This window comes from Pseudomonas sp. (assembly GCF_036404235.1).
Lineage (GTDB): Bacteria > Pseudomonadota > Gammaproteobacteria > Pseudomonadales > Pseudomonadaceae > Aquipseudomonas.
The window spans coordinates 1-16,937 of record NZ_DASWOT010000152.1; the positions used below are offsets into that span (position 1 = coordinate 1).

The window sequence follows — 16,937 nt, forward strand, 5'->3', positions numbered from 1 at the left end:
TGGCGGTTGTAGAGGAATTTCACGCCCTCTTCCTTGGCGTTCTTCACTTCCTTGCGCGAACCGGGCATGTTCGCTTCGTCACGACGGTAGGCGCAGGTCACCGACTTGGCGCCTTGGCGAATCGACGTACGGTTGCAGTCCATTGCTGTGTCGCCGCCGCCGAGCACCACAACCTTCTTGCCCTTCATGTCGACGAAATCTTCCGGCGACTTTTCAAAGCCCAGGTTGCGGTTAACGCTGGCGATCAGAAAATCCAGTGCGTCATGCACGCCCGGCAGGTTTTCGCCGGGGAAGCCGCCCTTCATGTAGGTGTAAGTGCCCATGCCCATGAACACTGCATCAAACTCTTCCAGCAGTTGATCGACGCTGATGTCCTTGCCGACTTCGGTATTGAGGCGGAACTCGATACCCATGCCGGTGAACACTTCACGACGGTTGCTGAGCACGCTTTTTTCGAGCTTGAACTCAGGGATGCCGAATGTCAGCAGACCACCGATTTCCGGGTTTTTGTCGAACACCACAGGTGCAACACCACCGCGCACCAGTACGTCGGCACAGCCCAGGCCCGCAGGACCTGCGCCGATGATCGCCACGCGCTTGCCAGTCGGCACCACACGGGACATGTCCGGGCGCCAGCCCATCGCGAATGCGGTGTCGGTGATGTATTTCTCGACCGAGCCAATGGTGACTGCGCCAAAACCATCGTTCAGGGTGCAGGCGCCCTCGCACAGACGGTCTTGCGGACAGACCCGGCCGCAGACTTCCGGCAAGGTGTTGGTCTGGTGCGACAGTTCGGCGGCAGCGAGGATGTTGCCCTCGGCCACCAACTTGAGCCAGTTGGGAATGAAGTTATGTACCGGACACTTCCATTCACAATACGGGTTACCGCAGCCCAGGCAGCGGTGGGCCTGGTCAGCCGACTGCTGGGGCTTGAAGGGTTCGTAGATTTCCACGAACTCCTTCTTGCGCTGACGCAACAGCTTCTTCTTCGGGTCTTTACGCCCGACATCAATGAATTGAAAGTCGTTACTAAGACGTTCGGCCATTCTGTAGAACCTCTAGCAGCAGCTTCAAGCGGTAAGCTCCAAGCTGCAAGAATCGTATTCGCAGGCACTTGCGCACTGCCGTTAACTTGCGGCTTGTCGCTCGCCGCTTGCAGCTGCCTTTATTGCGGATTCGCCCGGGTGCTGGACAACAGGGACTTCAGACTCGCAGCCTTTGGCTTGACCAACCAGAAGCGTCGCAGGTAGTCGTCCAGGTTTTCCAAGAGGTTACGGCCCCACTCACTATTGGTTTCTTCAACGTATTCGGCGAGCACGTGCTCCAGGTGATTGCGATGCGACTCCATCGCTTCACCACTGATGCGCTGGATTTCAACCAGCTCGTGGTTGACCCGATCAACAAAGGTGTTGTCCTGGTCAAGCACGTAGGCGAAACCGCCGGTCATCCCGGAACCGAAGTTATAGCCAGTTTTGCCCAGAACACAGACGAAACCACCGGTCATGTATTCACAGCAGTGATCGCCTGTGCCTTCCACAATTGTGTGAGCACCGGAGTTACGCACTGCGAAACGCTCACCTGCGGTGCCCGCTGCGAACAGCTTGCCGCCAGTCGCGCCATACAGGCAGGTGTTGCCGATGATCGCGCTGTCCTGGGTTTTGAACGGGCTGCCTTTGGGCGGCACGATCACCAGCTTGCCTGCGGTCATGCCTTTGCCTACGTAATCGTTAGCATCGCCTTCCAGGTACATGTTCAGGCCACCTGCGTTCCACACGCCGAAGCTCTGACCCGCCGTGCCCTTGAAGCGGAATGTCACCGGGGCATCGTTCATCCCCTGGTTGCCGTGCAGCTTGGCAATTTCACCGGAAATACGCGCGCCAATGGAGCGGTCGCAGTTGCAGATGTCCATCGAGTAATCGCCACCCGATTTAGCGACGATTGCCGCCTTGGCCATTTCGACCATTCTTTCTGCCATCAAGCCTTTGTCGAACGGTGGGTTACGCTCGACCTGGCTGAACTGTGGTTTGTCAGCCGGGATGTGGTCGCTGCCCAACAACGGCGTCAGGTCAAGATGCTGCTGTTTAGCGGTTTCGCCCGGCAAGATTTCCAGCAGGTCGGTTCGGCCGATCAATTGCTCCAGCGAACGCACACCCAACCGAGCCAGCCACTCGCGGGTTTCTTCAGCCACGTAGGTGAAGAAGTTGATCACCATCTCGACAGTGCCGATGTAGTGGTCCTTGCGCAGCTTCTCGTTCTGCGTTGCAACACCGGTGGCGCAGTTGTTCAAGTGGCAGATACGCAGGTATTTGCAGCCCAGCGCGATCATTGGCGCGGTGCCGAAACCGAAGCTTTCAGCCCCCAGAATGGCCGCTTTGATCACGTCCAGGCCGGTTTTCAGACCACCGTCGGTCTGCACCCGGACTTTGCCGCGCAGGTCGTTACCGCGCAGGGTTTGGTGGGTTTCGGCCAGGCCGATTTCCCACGGAGAACCCGCGTACTTGATCGACGAAAGCGGCGATGCACCGGTACCGCCGTCATAGCCGGAAATGGTGATCAGGTCGGCGTAGGCCTTGGCTACACCGGCAGCGATGGTGCCGACGCCTGCTTCTGCCACCAATTTGACCGATACCAGTGCTGCCGGATTGACCTGTTTGAGGTCGAAAATCAGCTGTGCCAAGTCTTCGATCGAATAGATGTCGTGATGCGGCGGAGGCGAGATCAGCGTCACGCCTGGCACTGCATAACGCAGCTTGGCGATCAGGCCATTGACCTTGCCGCCTGGCAATTGACCGCCTTCGCCCGGCTTGGCACCTTGCGCGACCTTGATCTGTAACACGTCAGCGTTGACCAGATACTCAGGCGTCACACCAAAACGGCCGGTGGCAATTTGCTTGATTTTGGAGCTGCGGATGGTGCCGTAGCGCGCAGGGTCTTCGCCGCCCTCACCGGAGTTTGAGCGCGCGCCCAGACGGTTCATCGCCTCTGCCAGCGCTTCGTGAGCCTCAGGGGACAGCGCACCCAACGAAATACCTGCCGAATCAAAACGCTTGAGAATCTTCTCCAGCGGCTCGATTTCGTCAATCGACAACGGCTGGTCGAGCTCCTTGACCTTGAACAGGTCACGAATCATCGACACTGGGCGGTTGTCCACCAGCGCGGTGTATTCCTTGAACTTGCTGTAGTCGCCCTGTTGCACGGCGGCTTGCAGGGTCGCGACCACATCCGGGTTGTAGGCGTGGTATTCGCCACCGTAGACAAACTTCAGTAACCCGCCCTGCTGGATCGGCTTGCGCGGGCTCCAGGCTTCGGCGGCCAAGGCTTTCTGCTCGGCTTCGATGTCGACGAAACGCGCGCCCTTGATACGGCTTGGCACGCCACGGAAGCTCAGGTCGCAGACTTCTTCGGACAGACCAATGGCCTCGAACAACTGCGCACCGCGATAGGACGCGATGGTGGAGATGCCCATCTTCGACAGGATCTTCAGCAGGCCCTTGGTGATGCCTTTGCGGTAGTTCTTGAAGACTTCGTACAGATCGCCCAGCACTTCGCCGGTACGGATCAGGTCACCCAGTACTTCGTACGCCAGGAACGGATAGACCGCCGACGCGCCAAAGCCGATCAGCACAGCAAAGTGATGCGGGTCACGCGCAGTAGCGGTTTCGACCAAAATATTGCTGTCGCAGCGCAGGCCCTTTTCGGTCAGCCGGTGATGCACAGCGCCGGTCGCCAGCGAGGCGTGTACCGGCAGTTTGCCCGGTGCGATGTGACGGTCGGTCAGCACGATCTGGGTACGGCCGGAGCGCACGGCTTCTTCAGCCTGATCGGCGATGTTGCGCACAGCCGCTTCCAGACCGAAGCTTTCGTCGTAGTTCAGGTCGATGATCTGACGATCAAAGCCCGGACGCTCCAGGGTCATCAACGAACGCCACTTGGCCGGGGAAATGACCGGCGAGCTGAGGATCACGCGCGAGGCGTGTTCAGGCGACTCCTGGAAGATGTTGCGCTCGGCACCGAGGCAGATCTCCAGCGACATGACGATGGCTTCGCGCAGCGGGTCAATCGGCGGATTGGTGACCTGAGCGAACTGCTGGCGGAAATAGTCGTACGGCGTGCGCACACGGCGCGACAGCACGGCCATTGGCGTGTCGTCGCCCATTGAGCCCACGGCTTCCTGCCCCTGCTCGCCGAGCGGACGCAGCACCTGATCACGTTCTTCGAACGTCACCTGATACATCTTCATGTACTGCTTGAGCTGGTCGGTGTTGTAAAACGCCGAACCATGGTCGTGGTCTTCCAGCGTTGCCTGGATACGCAGGGCATTCTTGCGCAGCCATTGCTTGTATGGATGACGCGACTTCAGGCGGCTGTCGATGGCATCGGTGTCGAGGATCTGGCCGGTTTCGGTGTCTACGGCAAAAATCTGCCCCGGCCCGACACGGCCTTTGGCGATGACATCTTCGGGTTTGTAGTTCCACACGCCGATTTCCGACGCGAGGGTGATGTAGCCGTTCTTGGTGGTCACCCAACGTGCCGGGCGCAAACCGTTACGGTCAAGCAGGCAGACGGCGTGGCGACCTTCGGTCATCACGATACCGGCCGGGCCATCCCACGGTTCCATGTGCATCGAGTTGAACTCATAGAACGCCCGCAGATCAGGGTCCATGGTCTCGACGTTCTGCCATGCAGGCGGCACCAGCATGCGCACACCACGGAACAGATCGATGCCGCCTGTAACCATCAGTTCCAGCATGTTGTCCATGCTTGAGGAGTCCGAACCCACGCGGTTGACCAGCGGGCCGAGTTCTTCCAGGTCCGGGATCAATTCGTTGGCGAACTTGGTGCGACGGGCCTGGGCCCAGTTGCGGTTGCCGGTGATGGTGTTGATCTCGCCGTTGTGAGCGAGGAAGCGGAATGGCTGAGCCAGCGGCCATTTCGGCAAGGTGTTGGTGGAGAAGCGCTGGTGGAACACGCAGATCGCTGTTTGCAGGCGCTCGTCGCTCAGGTCCGGGAAGAAGGCCGTGAGATCACGCGGCATCATCAAGCCTTTATAGATGATGGTCTTGTGCGAAAAACTGCAGATGTAGTGGTCGGTGTCGGCGGCATTGGAAACCGACGAACGACGACGGGCGCTGAACAGCTTGATGGCAAATTCCTGATCGCTCAGGCCTTCGCCGCCGATGAACACTTGCTCGATCTTGGGCAGACGCTCAAGCGCCAGACGGCCAAGTACGCTGGTATCGATCGGGACCTGGCGCCAACCGATCAGTGTCAGGCCGGCGGCAAGGATTTCGCGATTCATGTTCTCGCGGGCGGCCTCAGCTCTGGCGTCTTCCTGGTTGAGGAACACCATGCCCACGCAGTACTGGCGCGGCAGTTCGCTGCCGAAATGCTGTTGGGCAATCGCGCGCAGGAACGTGTCAGGTTTTTGCATCAACAGCCCGCAACCGTCACCGGTCTTGCCGTCGGCGTTGATCCCACCACGGTGGGTCATGCAGGTCAGGGCTTCGATAGCCGTCTGCAACAGGTGATGACTGGGCTCGCCTTGCATATGGGCGATCAGGCCAAAACCACAGTTATCCTTGAACTCTTCTGGATGGTACAGACCTGCTTTCATAGACACATTCTCACCAGGCTGCCCCTTGTAGAGGCAAATTTCTTTTGAATTCAACCAGTTACCGTCCACACTGAACGTACGCCAGCTTTGCGGAAGCAAAAGGGAGGTCATTGTACACACCGACACAAAACCTCACAAATTTGGCGACGAACCGTCGTAAATTTATGTCGCATTTATGAAAGGTGTTAAATCGATTCTCGTGCTAGCCAGCGCTTTTGGTGCGAGTCTGACTGGAGCGAACCCGAACTTCAATGGGTGCCTGGAACGCAGACACCACAAGGCGCGCTGCTCAGTGGGCAGCACGCTTTGCGTGAAAATCAGGGGAGCCAGGCGAGCGACCCGGATAGGGTCGCTGCGTCATTAGCGAGCTGTGGCGAGTTCCTGTTGGATGCTGCCGACAGTACGAGGCCAAGGTTTACCAGCCTGAACCTTTGCTGGCAAGACTTTGATAGCGGCAAGCGCTGCATTGCGATCGGCAAAACTGCCGTAAGTCACGACATACAACGGTTTGCCTTGCAGGGTTTTCTTGAAGTACCGGTACTCTGCGCCCTGCTCTTTCACATAGGCCTGCGCGGTCGCTTCCGAACTGGTCCCAAGAATCTGCACGACATAGTGAGTCGCTGCTTGACCGGCGTACCAACCACTGCCGGCACCACCCGCAGCAGGGGCTGCGGCGGGTTTTTCAGCAGGCTTGGGCGCAGGTTTGGCCGTCGCGACCTGAGTCGGCGCAGGCTTGGCCACTGGCGCAACCGGAGCAACAGCGGGCTTGGTCGTCGCAACAGGACGAGGCGCCGGCGTTGGGGCGGGTCCCGCAACCGCACCCACAGGTGGCGCAGTGGTGGTCACGGTCGGTGGCTGCAGCGACTGATTAGACGCCACGCCACCGTCCTCTGCGTCGCCCTCGCCAGAACCTGCGGCCTCAGCCAACGGACCGCGCATGACCGGCTGCGAGTTGCCGACCAGCGGTAACGGCATCGGCTGAGAATTACCGGCGAATTCAATCGCCGGTCCGCCGTTGTTGGATTGCTGAGCGGGTGCCTGGCCTTGCCCCAAAGGCAACTGAGCCTGGGAGTTGGCAGGTGCAGTCGTTGGCGCGCTGCCATTGCGACCGGGAATCAGCCACGCAGCGAGCAACGCCGCTACCACAACACCACCCAAAGCCAACACGTGTTTTTTAGGCATCTTGAACCCCATATTTGGACGCTTGACCGCAGAGCGGCTGGCGATCATGGCTTCGATCATTGAGTCGCGAGCGACCTGGTTGATCGCGCCTGGCCATCCACCGGACTGTTCATGAATATCGGCAATCTGCTCGGCACTGAACAGTTCGATGCCCTGTCCAGCACCGTCCAGGCGTTGAGCCAGATATTCACGGGTTTCTTCCTCGGTATACGGCGCAAGCTCGATAACGTGGAAGCGTTCTTCTTCGGTGCCCGTTTCAGCGCACAGCTGATCCAGACGATCAATGATCGATGCCTCGCCGAACAGGAAGACATGCGGACGCCCTTCTGGAGTGCCCGCCGCCAATCCCAACAACGCTTCGAGTGCAGATTCGCCAAGTTGTTCGGCATCGTCGACGAGGATGTAGACTTCTTGCCCGGTCAGCGCCAACTGCACGACCTGCGACAGAATCGCGCGCATTTCTGCCTGCGCAACGTTCAGCGCCTGCGCAACCTGACGCAGCACACCCGCAGCGTCGCTTGCGCCACGAGCCGAAACCACCACGCTTTGCACCGACTGCTTGTTGGTACTCGCCACCAGCGCCTGACGCAACAGGGTTTTGCCGCTGCCATGTGGACCGGTCACCACCAGCAGCAACTGGCTATAACGCGCGAGATGATGAAGCTGACCCAGCACAGGTTTGCGCTGGGCCGGGAAGAACTTGAAGCCCGGGACCCGAGTGGCAAAGGGGTCATGACTCAACTGGTAATGACCGAGGAAGGCCTCATCGGCGTGCAAACTAGTCATGGATTTTTCATTAACCTCTGAGCTGATCCACCAGACTGCGGTAGTCCGCAGCCAATGTGGCCTGTAGTACTTCTTTTGGATATTCGTCGGTTATGACCGCTTCGCCCATCCGGCGCAGCAAAACCAGACGTAGACGACCGTCGATCACTTTCTTGTCGATGGCCATGTGTTCAATGAAATGCTCTGGCGTCATCTCCTCAGGCGGCACCACGGGTAGACCCGCACGCTGAAACAGACGAATGCCGCGATCACGCTCCTGCTCGGTGATCCAGCCCAGTCGCGCCGACATCTCCAGCGCCATGACTGTACCAGCAGCAACCGCCTCGCCATGCAGCCAGACACCGTACCCCATGTGGGTTTCAATGGCATGGCCAAAGGTATGCCCCAGATTGAGCGTGGCACGCACGCCAGATTCGCGCTCGTCCGCACCAACCACCGCAGCCTTCGCGGCACAGGAGCGCTCAATGGCGGTGGTCAGCGTCGCCTGATCCAGACCCCGCAGCTTGTCGACGTTTTCTTCCAGCCAGGTCAGGAACGGTTCATCGCAGATCAGGCCGTATTTAATGACCTCGGCCAGCCCGGCAGACAGCTCACGTGCAGGCAGGGTGTTGAGCGATTGGGTGTCTATCAACACGGCCTGGGGCTGATAGAACGCGCCGACCATGTTTTTGCCCAGCGGATGGTTGATACCGGTCTTACCACCCACCGAGGAATCCACCTGGGACAAGAGCGTGGTAGGCACCTGGATGAAATCCACGCCACGCTGGTAACACGCGGCGGCAAAGCCAGCCATGTCGCCAATAACGCCGCCGCCCAACGCGATGACCGTGGTGCGGCGGTCATGCCGCGCGGTCAACAGCGCGTCGAAAATGAGCTGCAGGGTTTCCCAATTCTTGAAGGCTTCACCATCAGGCAGGACAATCGGAAGGACGTTGTAACCTTCGAGCGCTCTGGTCAGGCGCTCCATATACAGCGGCGCGACCGTCGTATTGGAGACAATCGCTACCTGCCGTCCGGCAATGTATGGTTTCAGCAACTGCGGCCGATCCAACAAGCCTTCGCCAATATGAATCGGGTAGCTGCGCTCGCCAAGCTCGACTCTAAGTGTCTGCATGTGTCCCCACACTGTTCAACGATTTGGACGCCTGGACACACTTTCTGATGCGTCGATACAGGCGATAGCGCAAGGCCATATTACGACCCTGCTTTTTATGGTCGCCGAGGATAACGCATTTCCGTCTGCGCTTTAACGGGGAGGAAGCTCGGCCAACAAGGCGAGGATGTCAAGAACCACCATCCGCGGTGGCCGCTCATCGGTTTCGATGATGACGTCGGCGATTTCCCGGTACAGAGGATCGCGAACAGCCAGCAGCTCGCGCAGCACGCGGGCCGGATCAGCGGTGCGTAAAAGCGGACGATTGCGATCTCTAGCGGTACGCCCGACTTGCTGCTCAACCGATGCGTGCAGGTACACCACCCGACCACCGGCATGCAACGCTCGGCGATTCTCTTCGCGCATGACCGCGCCGCCACCGGTTGCCAGCACTACGCCATCGCAGGCACACAACTCGGCAATCATGGCTTGTTCGCGATCACGAAAGCCGGCTTCACCTTCTTTATCGAAAATCCACGGGATATTGGCGCCTGTTCGCAATTCGATTTCCTTGTCGGAATCCTTGAACGGCAGTCGGAGCTCTTTGGCCAGCAAGCGACCGATAGTGCTTTTGCCAGCCCCCATCGGTCCCACAAGTATTAAATTTCGCACAGAATCAACGACTCACAGCAATCGCCTGGTTGTTCATGATACGCGGAGTGAGAAACACCAGCAGCTCGGATTTTTTCTCCGAGACCACATCGCGCCTGAAAAGGCGGCCAAGATACGGCACATCGCCGAGAAATGGCACTTTATCGACGACTTTACTCTGCGTATTGGAGAACACACCACCGATTACGATGGTTTCGCCGTCCGCCACCAGCACCTTGGCGTTGACTTCGTTTTTCTTGATTGGCGGTACGCCCAGTACGGTATTGATGTAGTCCGGTTCGTCCTTGGTGACTTTCACTTCCATGATGATGCGATTGTCCGGAGTGATCTGCGGGGTCACTTCCAGCGACAGGGATGCCTCTTTGAAGGACACCGACGTCGCACCACTGGAGCTCGCCTCTTGGTACGGGACTTCCGTACCCTTGAGGATCTTCGCGGTCTCTTTGTCCGAGGTCACGACCTTGGGTTGCGAGACGATTTCGCCGTTACCGGTTTTTTCCATGGCACTGAGCTCAAGGTCCAGCACAGTGTTGTTGGTCAGAAAACCAATGCCGATGGAAGACGTTGGACTACTAACCCCCATGTCTACGTACGTACTGTTGGTGTTTGTGACAGCAGCATTGGTGCCGGTCACGGTTGTACCGCCGCCTGTGGTGTAATTACCGCTGGTTTTCGAACCACTCCAGCTCACACCAATGGCCTTGTCGTAGTCGACGTTGGCTTCGACGATGCGCGCCTCGATCATCACCTGACGCACGGGAATATCCAGCTGCGATACGATCCGGCGCAGCTCGTCCAGGCGATCCTGGGTCTGGTAGGCAATGATGTTGTTGGTGCGATCATCCACGGTGATCGAGCCACGCTCGTCAGACTTAGCGTCGGCACTGGTCACCGACTGGAACAGCTTGGCGATGTCCGCCGCCTTGGCGTAGTTCACCTGCAGCAGTTCGCGGCGCAGTGGGGCCAACTCGGCAATTTGCTTGATCGATTCCAGTTCCTGACGTTCACGGGCGGCAATTTCATCGGCTGGCGCTACCAGCAGCACGTTGCCAATCTTGCGCTTGTCCAGGCCCTTGGTCTTGAGCACCAGGTCCAGCGCCTGATCCCATGGCACGTTTTGCAGGCGCAGGGTAATCCCGCCCTGAACCGTGTCACTGGCCACCAGATTGAGGTTGGTGAAGTCGGCAATCAGTTGCAACACCGAACGCACATCGATGTCCTGGAAATTCAGTGAAAGCTTTTCTCCGGTGTACACCAGTTTCTCGGCGTTACGGCGCTCCAGGTCTTCGTTGGTCAGCGGACGCACACTGATAGTCAGTTTGTTGTCGGTCTGAAAGGCCGAGTAATCAAAGGCACCCGACGGCTCGATCAGGATGCTGGCTTTATCACCGCTGACGCTTGAGCTGACGTACTGCACCGGCGTGGCGAAATCCTTGACGTCCAGACGCACGCGCAATTTGTCCGGCAATTGGGTTTTGGCGAATTCCACTCGAATCTTGCCGCCAGTCTCTTGAATATCCGGCGCGATGCCTGGATCGCTCAGCTCAATGACGACGTTGCCCTCACCCAGCTCGCCACGCTGAAAGTCGACGTTTCTGACCGCTTTACCCACAGGCGTGTAGGGCTTGGGCGTCGTTTTCGCGGTTGCTGGCGGAACATTGACACGTGGCGCTCCAAGCGCAGTGCTCGGCTGGGAGCCTTGAGCGGCAGCAGCCCCCTGACCGATGACAACAAACAGGTTGTTGCCTTCAACCCGAGAGCTGTACGGCGCCAGCACGGTCATATTAATGATCACCCTCGTGCGATCCTTGGCCTCAACGACCACCACACTGCGTGCGTTGCCAGTCCCAAGATCACGACTTTTGATGGCCAGTTCGCTGGTGACACCCGGCAAGTCCAGCGCAATACGTGCAGGCTGCTCGGTGGTATATGCGCGAGGCGCGGCAACCGGGCCGTCGAAGGACAGTTTCAACTCGACCCGATCCCCCGGCAACGCGGCGACATCCAGGGTTTTGAGGTTGGCCGCCTGGAGAATCGGCGAGACCATCGCCATCCATAGCGATATGCCGATAATCGAAAGAATCCTATTCATGATCACATTCCACCACTGTGCAGACCCGAAGGTGTTTCGCGTGCTTGCCATTGTCATGAGCGCTCCTTAAGGGAAATGCTGCGCGGGCGCTCAAGCCACGCTCCCTCCCCATCGGGCACGATTTCCATCACGTCTACCGCCGAGTCAGTGATGCCGACGATCCGGCCATCATTACGCCCCAGGTAATCCCCCACCTTGACCCGATGCACGCCGCCAGCACCGCGCAACAGCGCGAATGTGCCAGTGGGGTTGCTGATGGTGCCAACCATTTCAAACGTTTCGATGTTGAAACCTTCGAGAAACTGCTTGACCCGCGTCAGGTCCGGCTGGACCAACAGCGAGCCTTTTTGACGCTTGGTCAGATCGACCTTGACCGGCGGCTGAAACGGGCTGCGCAAGCTCGATGCCGCATAAGTAAATGCTTCGTAAGGACGAAATTTCGGCAGCGGCTCAATCGTACCCACTGGCCGTGCGCGCACGTCATTCATGAACTGCGTCAAATCCGCGAACTCGCTCTCGTTATTGCATCCCGCCAGCCCCATGAGCGCCACACTGACGCACAACCATCGCGCCGTCCTCATTTCTGCAGTCCTTTATCGTTGTAACGGTAGGTCTTGGCGAGAATGCTCATGCGCAGCTTGTTAGGTGCTTTAGGATCGACCGGTTTGATTTCAAAATCGTGCAGGGTGACGATTCGGGGCAGGCTGGCGACGCCGCTGACAAACGTGGCGAGGTCATGGTAAGTGCCGACCACTGTGATTTGTATTGGCAGTTCGATGTAAAACTGCTGCGCCGCTTCAGGCAGCAATTTGATCTCTTCGAACTCCAGGCCACTGCCCAACCCAGTGCGAGTGATGTCCTCAAGCAAACCTGGCACTTCGGTATCGCTCGGCAGTTGCCGCAACAATGCGCCGAAGGTGTTTTCCATCTCGGTCATCTGGGTTTTGTAGGCGGGCAAGTTCGCCGCCTGAAAAGCCTTGGTCGAAAACTGCTCCTTGAGTGTGACTTCATCGGCACGCGCCTGATCGAGCTGAGCCAACATGTCCTGGATGTAGAAGAAGTAGCCGCCAGCGAGCACCAACACCAGCAGCAGCACTCCGGCGATGGCTTTCACTGCTGCGGGCCATGAGCCGAGGTTATTGACGTCCAGATCGGCTACGTCGATCTTGCGCAGGCTGTCCAGCCATTCAGGCACATTCATGGCTTGCCCCCCTCTATGGCGGGCTGCGTCTGAAGCACCGTCAGCCGGAACGTGTTGGCCTGATCCACAGCGCCCGCCGTGGTGGCCTTGACTTCAGTAAGGCTCGGCGCCTCCAGCCAATCCGACGCCTCAAGATTGCGCAACAGGTCCGAAACGCGGTTGTTCGATTCGGCCGCGCCGGCAATGCTGATGAGGTTTCCTGCCATCTTCACTTCACTGAAATACACGCCATCGGGCAGCGTACGTGCCAATTGATCGAAAATACGCCCAATGATCGGTCGGTTGCCTTGCAGGTCCTGAATGATCTTCATGCGTTCAAGCAACTGCTTGCGCCGCGCCCTGAGCTCACTGATCTCTTTGATCCGCTTATCGATCTGGACAACTTCAGCCTTGATGAATTGGTTACGAGCATCCTGATGACTGATCGCACTGCTGATGTATTGATCTGCCAGCAGGACAACGCCAATGCCTATGACCAACACGCCTGCCAACGCCATCAGGAAACGCTTTTTGCGCTCTTCGCGAAGCTGTTCGCGCCAGGGTAAAAGGTTGATCCGAGCCATCAGTCGAAGCTCCTCAACGCCAGCCCGCAGGCGATCATCAAAGCGGGAGCATCACTGGCCAAAGCGCCTGCATTGACCTTGGCGCTGAGCGCCATGTCGGCAAACGGGTTGGCGACCATCGTCGGGGTACCAATGCGCTGCTGAATCAAGTGATCGAGTCCGGAAATGGATGCCGTCCCACCTGCCAGCATGATGTAGTCCACGCTGTTGTATTGACCGGCGGCAAAGAAGAACTGCAACGAGCGAGACACCTGCTGGACCACCGCATCCTTGAACGGCTGCAGTACCTCCATGGCATAGTCGTCCGGCAGACCGCCCTGCTTTTTCGCAAGACCGGCTTCCGACACCGACAAGCCATAGCGCCGCTGAATTTCTTCAGTTAGCTGACGACCGCCGAACAGTTGCTCGCGGGTATAAATGATGCGGCCGTTATGCAGCACGCTGAGAGTGGTCATGGTGGCGCCGATGTCGATCACCGCAACGGTCAGTTGCTCGTGATCGTGGCCCAACTGCGCAGACAGCAGCCCAAATGAACGCTCCAGCGCATACGCTTCGACGTCCACGACCTTGGCGGTCAAACCAGCGAGAGCCAGGGCTGCTTCGCGCACTTCGACGTTTTCCTTACGACAGGCGGCAAGCAATACTTCAACCCGCTCGGGATTGCGCGTGGAATAACCCTGGACCTCGAAATCGATGGCGACTTCTTCAAGGGGATAAGGGATGTACTGGTCGGCTTCGATCTTGAGTTGGTTCTCCATCTCGTCGTCAGAAAGCCCAGCATCCATCTCGATAGTCTTGGTAATAACGGCGGAACCTGCGACCGCAACCGCCGTATTCTTGACATTTGTTTTGGCTTTTACCAGCAAACGCGTCAAAGCGCTGCCGACCCCTTCGAGCTCGGCAATGTTCTTTTCCACCACCGCGTTAGCTGGCAGGGGCTCGACCGCATAAGACTCAACTTTGTAACGAGTGCCGGAACGACTCAATTCAAGGAGCTTTACCGAGGTGGAGCTAATATCGATCCCTAGAAGGGTATTGGCCTTCTTACTGAAGAGTTCGAACACAACCGATTCCCTATGAGTTTCCGCCACTTACGGACGTTTTTTTATCCAGTGCCACTGTCGGCAGCCTTGACAGTAGCTCAAATAACGCTCGGCGATGAAAAATGCTTATAATGCCGAGCGTTTTTTCGTGTAACGAAGCTTCAAGGCGTGTTCATTTGTAAATGCCTGCGCTTAACCCATTCTTTTTTCTGGAAATCCAAAAGCCTTGATACGCCTGCTGAAGTTTTTCTGGTGGTCATTCGTCGCTATCGTCTGCGGGCTGTTGCTCGGTCTGAGCGGCGCTTTTCTTTACCTGGCCCCGAATCTGCCCTCTGTCGACGCACTCAGGAATATCCAACTGCAAATTCCGCTGCGCGTGTTCAGCAGCGACGGTAAGTTGATTGCCGAGTTTGGCGAGATGCGCCGCTCGCCCATCCGTTTTGCCGACATTCCGCCCAATTTCATTCACGCCCTGTTGTCCGCCGAGGACGACAACTTCGCCAATCATTACGGCGTAGACCCCAGCAGCCTGATGCGCGCCGCGAGCCAACTGGTTAAAAGCGGTCATATTCAGTCCGGCGGTTCGACGATCACCATGCAGGTCGCCAAAAACTACTTCCTGACCAGTGAGCGCAGTTTTTCACGCAAAACCACCGAGATTCTTCTTGCCCTGCAAATCGAGCGCCAACTTACCAAGGACGAGATCCTTGAGCTGTACGTCAACAAGATTTACCTGGGCAACCGAGCCTATGGCATCGAAGCCGCAGCGCAGGTCTATTACGGCAAATCCATTCGTGATCTGAGCGTTGCGCAGATGGCAATGATTGCCGGCCTACCAAAGGCGCCATCACGCTTCAACCCTCTCGCCAACCCAACGCGTGCAAAAGAGCGTCGCGACTGGATTCTCGGGCGGATGTACAAACTCGGCAAAATTGACCAAAACACCTATCAGGTCGCCCTGGCCGAACCGATCAACGCCAGCTACCACGTCCAGAGCCCGGAAGTTAACGCGCCATATATCGCTGAAATGGCCCGCGCAGAGATGGTCGGTCGCTACGGCAGCGAAGCCTACACAGAAGGCTTCCGTGTCACCACTACCATTCCGAGCAATCTTCAGGAAAGTGCCAACAAGGCGGTGCAGGACGGCTTGATCGAATATGACCAGCGACATGGCTATCGCGGCCCTGAAAGCCGATTCCCTGGCCTTACGCGTGACGCCTGGGCACAGGAACTGGTCAAGCAGCGTCCGATCAGCGGTCTGGAGCCGGCGATTGTCAGCCAGGTCGACAAGACCGGGATCCACGTCCTGACCCGCAATGGCGAGAATGAGGAAACCGTTTCGTGGGACACCATGAAATGGGCGCGCACTTATCTGAACACCAACAGCGTCGGCGCCACCCCGAAACAACCCGCCGATGTGGCGCACGTAGGCGATCTGGTTCGCATCCAACGTCAAAAAGATGACTCATTGAAGTTCAGCCAACTGCCGGTTGCGCAAAGTGCGCTGGTGTCTCTTGATCCGAGGAACGGCGCCATTCGTGCATTGGTCGGTGGTTTTGCCTTCGAGCAGAGCAACTACAACCGCGCCATGCAAGCCAAGCGACAACCTGGCTCGAGCTTCAAACCGTTCCTCTATTCTGCTGCACTGGATAACGGCTATACCGCCGCCAGCCTGGTGAACGACGCACCGATCGTATTCGTTGACGAGTATCTGGACAAAGTCTGGCGTCCGAAGAACGACACCGGCACCTTCCTTGGCCCGATCCGCCTGCGTGAGGCACTGTACAAGTCACGCAACCTGGTATCGATTCGGCTCCTGCAAAGCCTGGGCATCGATACGGCGATCAACTACATCACCCGTTTCGGCTTCAACAAGCAGGATTTGCCGCGCAACCTGTCGCTGGCGCTGGGTACCGCCACCCTGACGCCGATGGAAATCGTCAGCGGCTGGAGTGCATTCGCCAACGGCGGCTATAAGGTTACGCCGTACCTGATCCAGAAAATCGATGATCGTGAAGGCAAGACGCTGTTCGTCGCCAACCCGCCCACCGTACCCGCCAATGACCCTGATCCCAAAGCGGTCAGCTCGACGGCCACCAGCGGCACAGAAGCATTTTCGGCGCCCGAAACGCCAGCGTTGACCGCCAACGTAGTGCCGAACGCTCTGACCAACACCGGCGAGCCGCCCGCACCCGTGATTGCCGAGCGTATCGTCGACGGCAGAACGACGTACATCCTCAACAGCATGCTGCAAGATGTGATCAAGCGCGGCACAGGTCGCCGGGCGCTGTCGATGAACCGCCCGGACATCGCGGGTAAAACCGGTACTACCAACGAATCGAAAGATGCCTGGTTTACGGGCTACAACGCAGACTACGTGACCACGGTCTGGACCGGCTTCGACCAACCCGAAAGCCTTGGTCGTCGCGAGTTTGGCGGCACGGTGGCGCTGCCGATTTGGATGAGCTACATGAGTGCAGCCTTGAAAGACAAGCCGCCACATGTCCAGGCCGAGCCGGATGGCATCCTCAGCCTGCGGGTCGATCCGATCAGCGGTCGCGCGGCCACGCCAAGCACACCGAACGCGTTCTTCGAACTATTCAAAAGCGAAGACACACCGCCTAGCGTGAACGAAATGGGCGGCGCGCCTGCCCCGGGTAGCCCGCTGCCCGCGGATGAAGCTGCGCCGAT

11 protein-coding genes are annotated in these 16,937 nt (G+C 58.1%); 1 reads left to right on the forward strand and 10 read right to left on the reverse strand.

The window, feature by feature from the left end:
- The 10 genes from VGC62_RS19180 to VGC62_RS19225 form a co-directional block, all read right to left on the reverse strand.
- Positions 1 to 1,046: FAD-dependent oxidoreductase (locus VGC62_RS19180; RefSeq protein ID WP_331188661.1), on the reverse strand; the 1,046-nt coding region annotated here is incomplete at its 3' end.
- Between the two features lie 119 nt (positions 1,047 to 1,165).
- Positions 1,166 to 5,614, reverse strand: coding sequence for a glutamate synthase large subunit (gltB, locus tag VGC62_RS19185; RefSeq protein ID WP_331188662.1), 4,449 nt, complete (start codon positions 5,612 to 5,614; stop codon positions 1,166 to 1,168).
- 360 nt (positions 5,615 to 5,974) lie between these two features.
- Positions 5,975 to 7,582, reverse strand: a complete 1,608-nt coding sequence (locus tag VGC62_RS19190) for an SPOR domain-containing protein (protein ID WP_331188663.1) — start codon at positions 7,580 to 7,582, stop codon at positions 5,975 to 5,977.
- A gap of 10 nt (positions 7,583 to 7,592) precedes the next feature.
- Positions 7,593 to 8,696, reverse strand: a complete 1,104-nt coding sequence (gene aroB, locus VGC62_RS19195; RefSeq protein WP_331188664.1) for a 3-dehydroquinate synthase — start codon at positions 8,694 to 8,696, stop codon at positions 7,593 to 7,595.
- A 132-nt stretch (positions 8,697 to 8,828) separates the two neighbouring features.
- Positions 8,829 to 9,347: a shikimate kinase AroK gene (gene aroK / locus VGC62_RS19200; RefSeq protein ID WP_331188665.1), complete on the reverse strand. Its 519-nt coding sequence runs from the start codon at positions 9,345 to 9,347 to the stop codon at positions 8,829 to 8,831.
- A 4-nt stretch (positions 9,348 to 9,351) separates the two neighbouring features.
- On the reverse strand, positions 9,352 to 11,439 hold the full coding sequence (gene pilQ / locus VGC62_RS19205) for a type IV pilus secretin PilQ (protein WP_331188666.1): 2,088 nt from the start codon (positions 11,437 to 11,439) through the stop codon (positions 9,352 to 9,354).
- 53 nt (positions 11,440 to 11,492) lie between these two features.
- Positions 11,493 to 12,020 carry a type 4a pilus biogenesis lipoprotein PilP gene (pilP, locus tag VGC62_RS19210; RefSeq protein ID WP_331188667.1) on the reverse strand — a complete coding sequence of 176 codons (528 nt, stop codon included), beginning with the start codon at positions 12,018 to 12,020 and terminating at the stop codon, positions 11,493 to 11,495.
- On the reverse strand, positions 12,017 to 12,640 hold the full coding sequence (pilO, locus tag VGC62_RS19215) for a type 4a pilus biogenesis protein PilO (protein WP_331188668.1): 624 nt from the start codon (positions 12,638 to 12,640) through the stop codon (positions 12,017 to 12,019). The genes pilP and pilO overlap by 4 nt, the downstream gene beginning before the upstream one ends.
- Positions 12,637 to 13,203 carry a PilN domain-containing protein gene (locus VGC62_RS19220; RefSeq protein ID WP_331188669.1) on the reverse strand — a complete coding sequence of 189 codons (567 nt, stop codon included), beginning with the start codon at positions 13,201 to 13,203 and terminating at the stop codon, positions 12,637 to 12,639. The genes pilO and VGC62_RS19220 overlap by 4 nt, the downstream gene beginning before the upstream one ends.
- On the reverse strand, positions 13,203 to 14,267 hold the full coding sequence (locus VGC62_RS19225; RefSeq protein WP_331188670.1) for a pilus assembly protein PilM: 1,065 nt from the start codon (positions 14,265 to 14,267) through the stop codon (positions 13,203 to 13,205). Before VGC62_RS19225 ends, VGC62_RS19220 begins: the two co-directional genes overlap by 1 nt.
- Positions 14,268 to 14,475: 208 nt before the next feature.
- On the opposite strand from VGC62_RS19225, the gene VGC62_RS19230 reads away from it, so the two are divergent.
- Positions 14,476 to 16,937: penicillin-binding protein 1A (locus VGC62_RS19230; protein WP_414705826.1), on the forward strand; the 2,462-nt coding region annotated here is incomplete at its 3' end.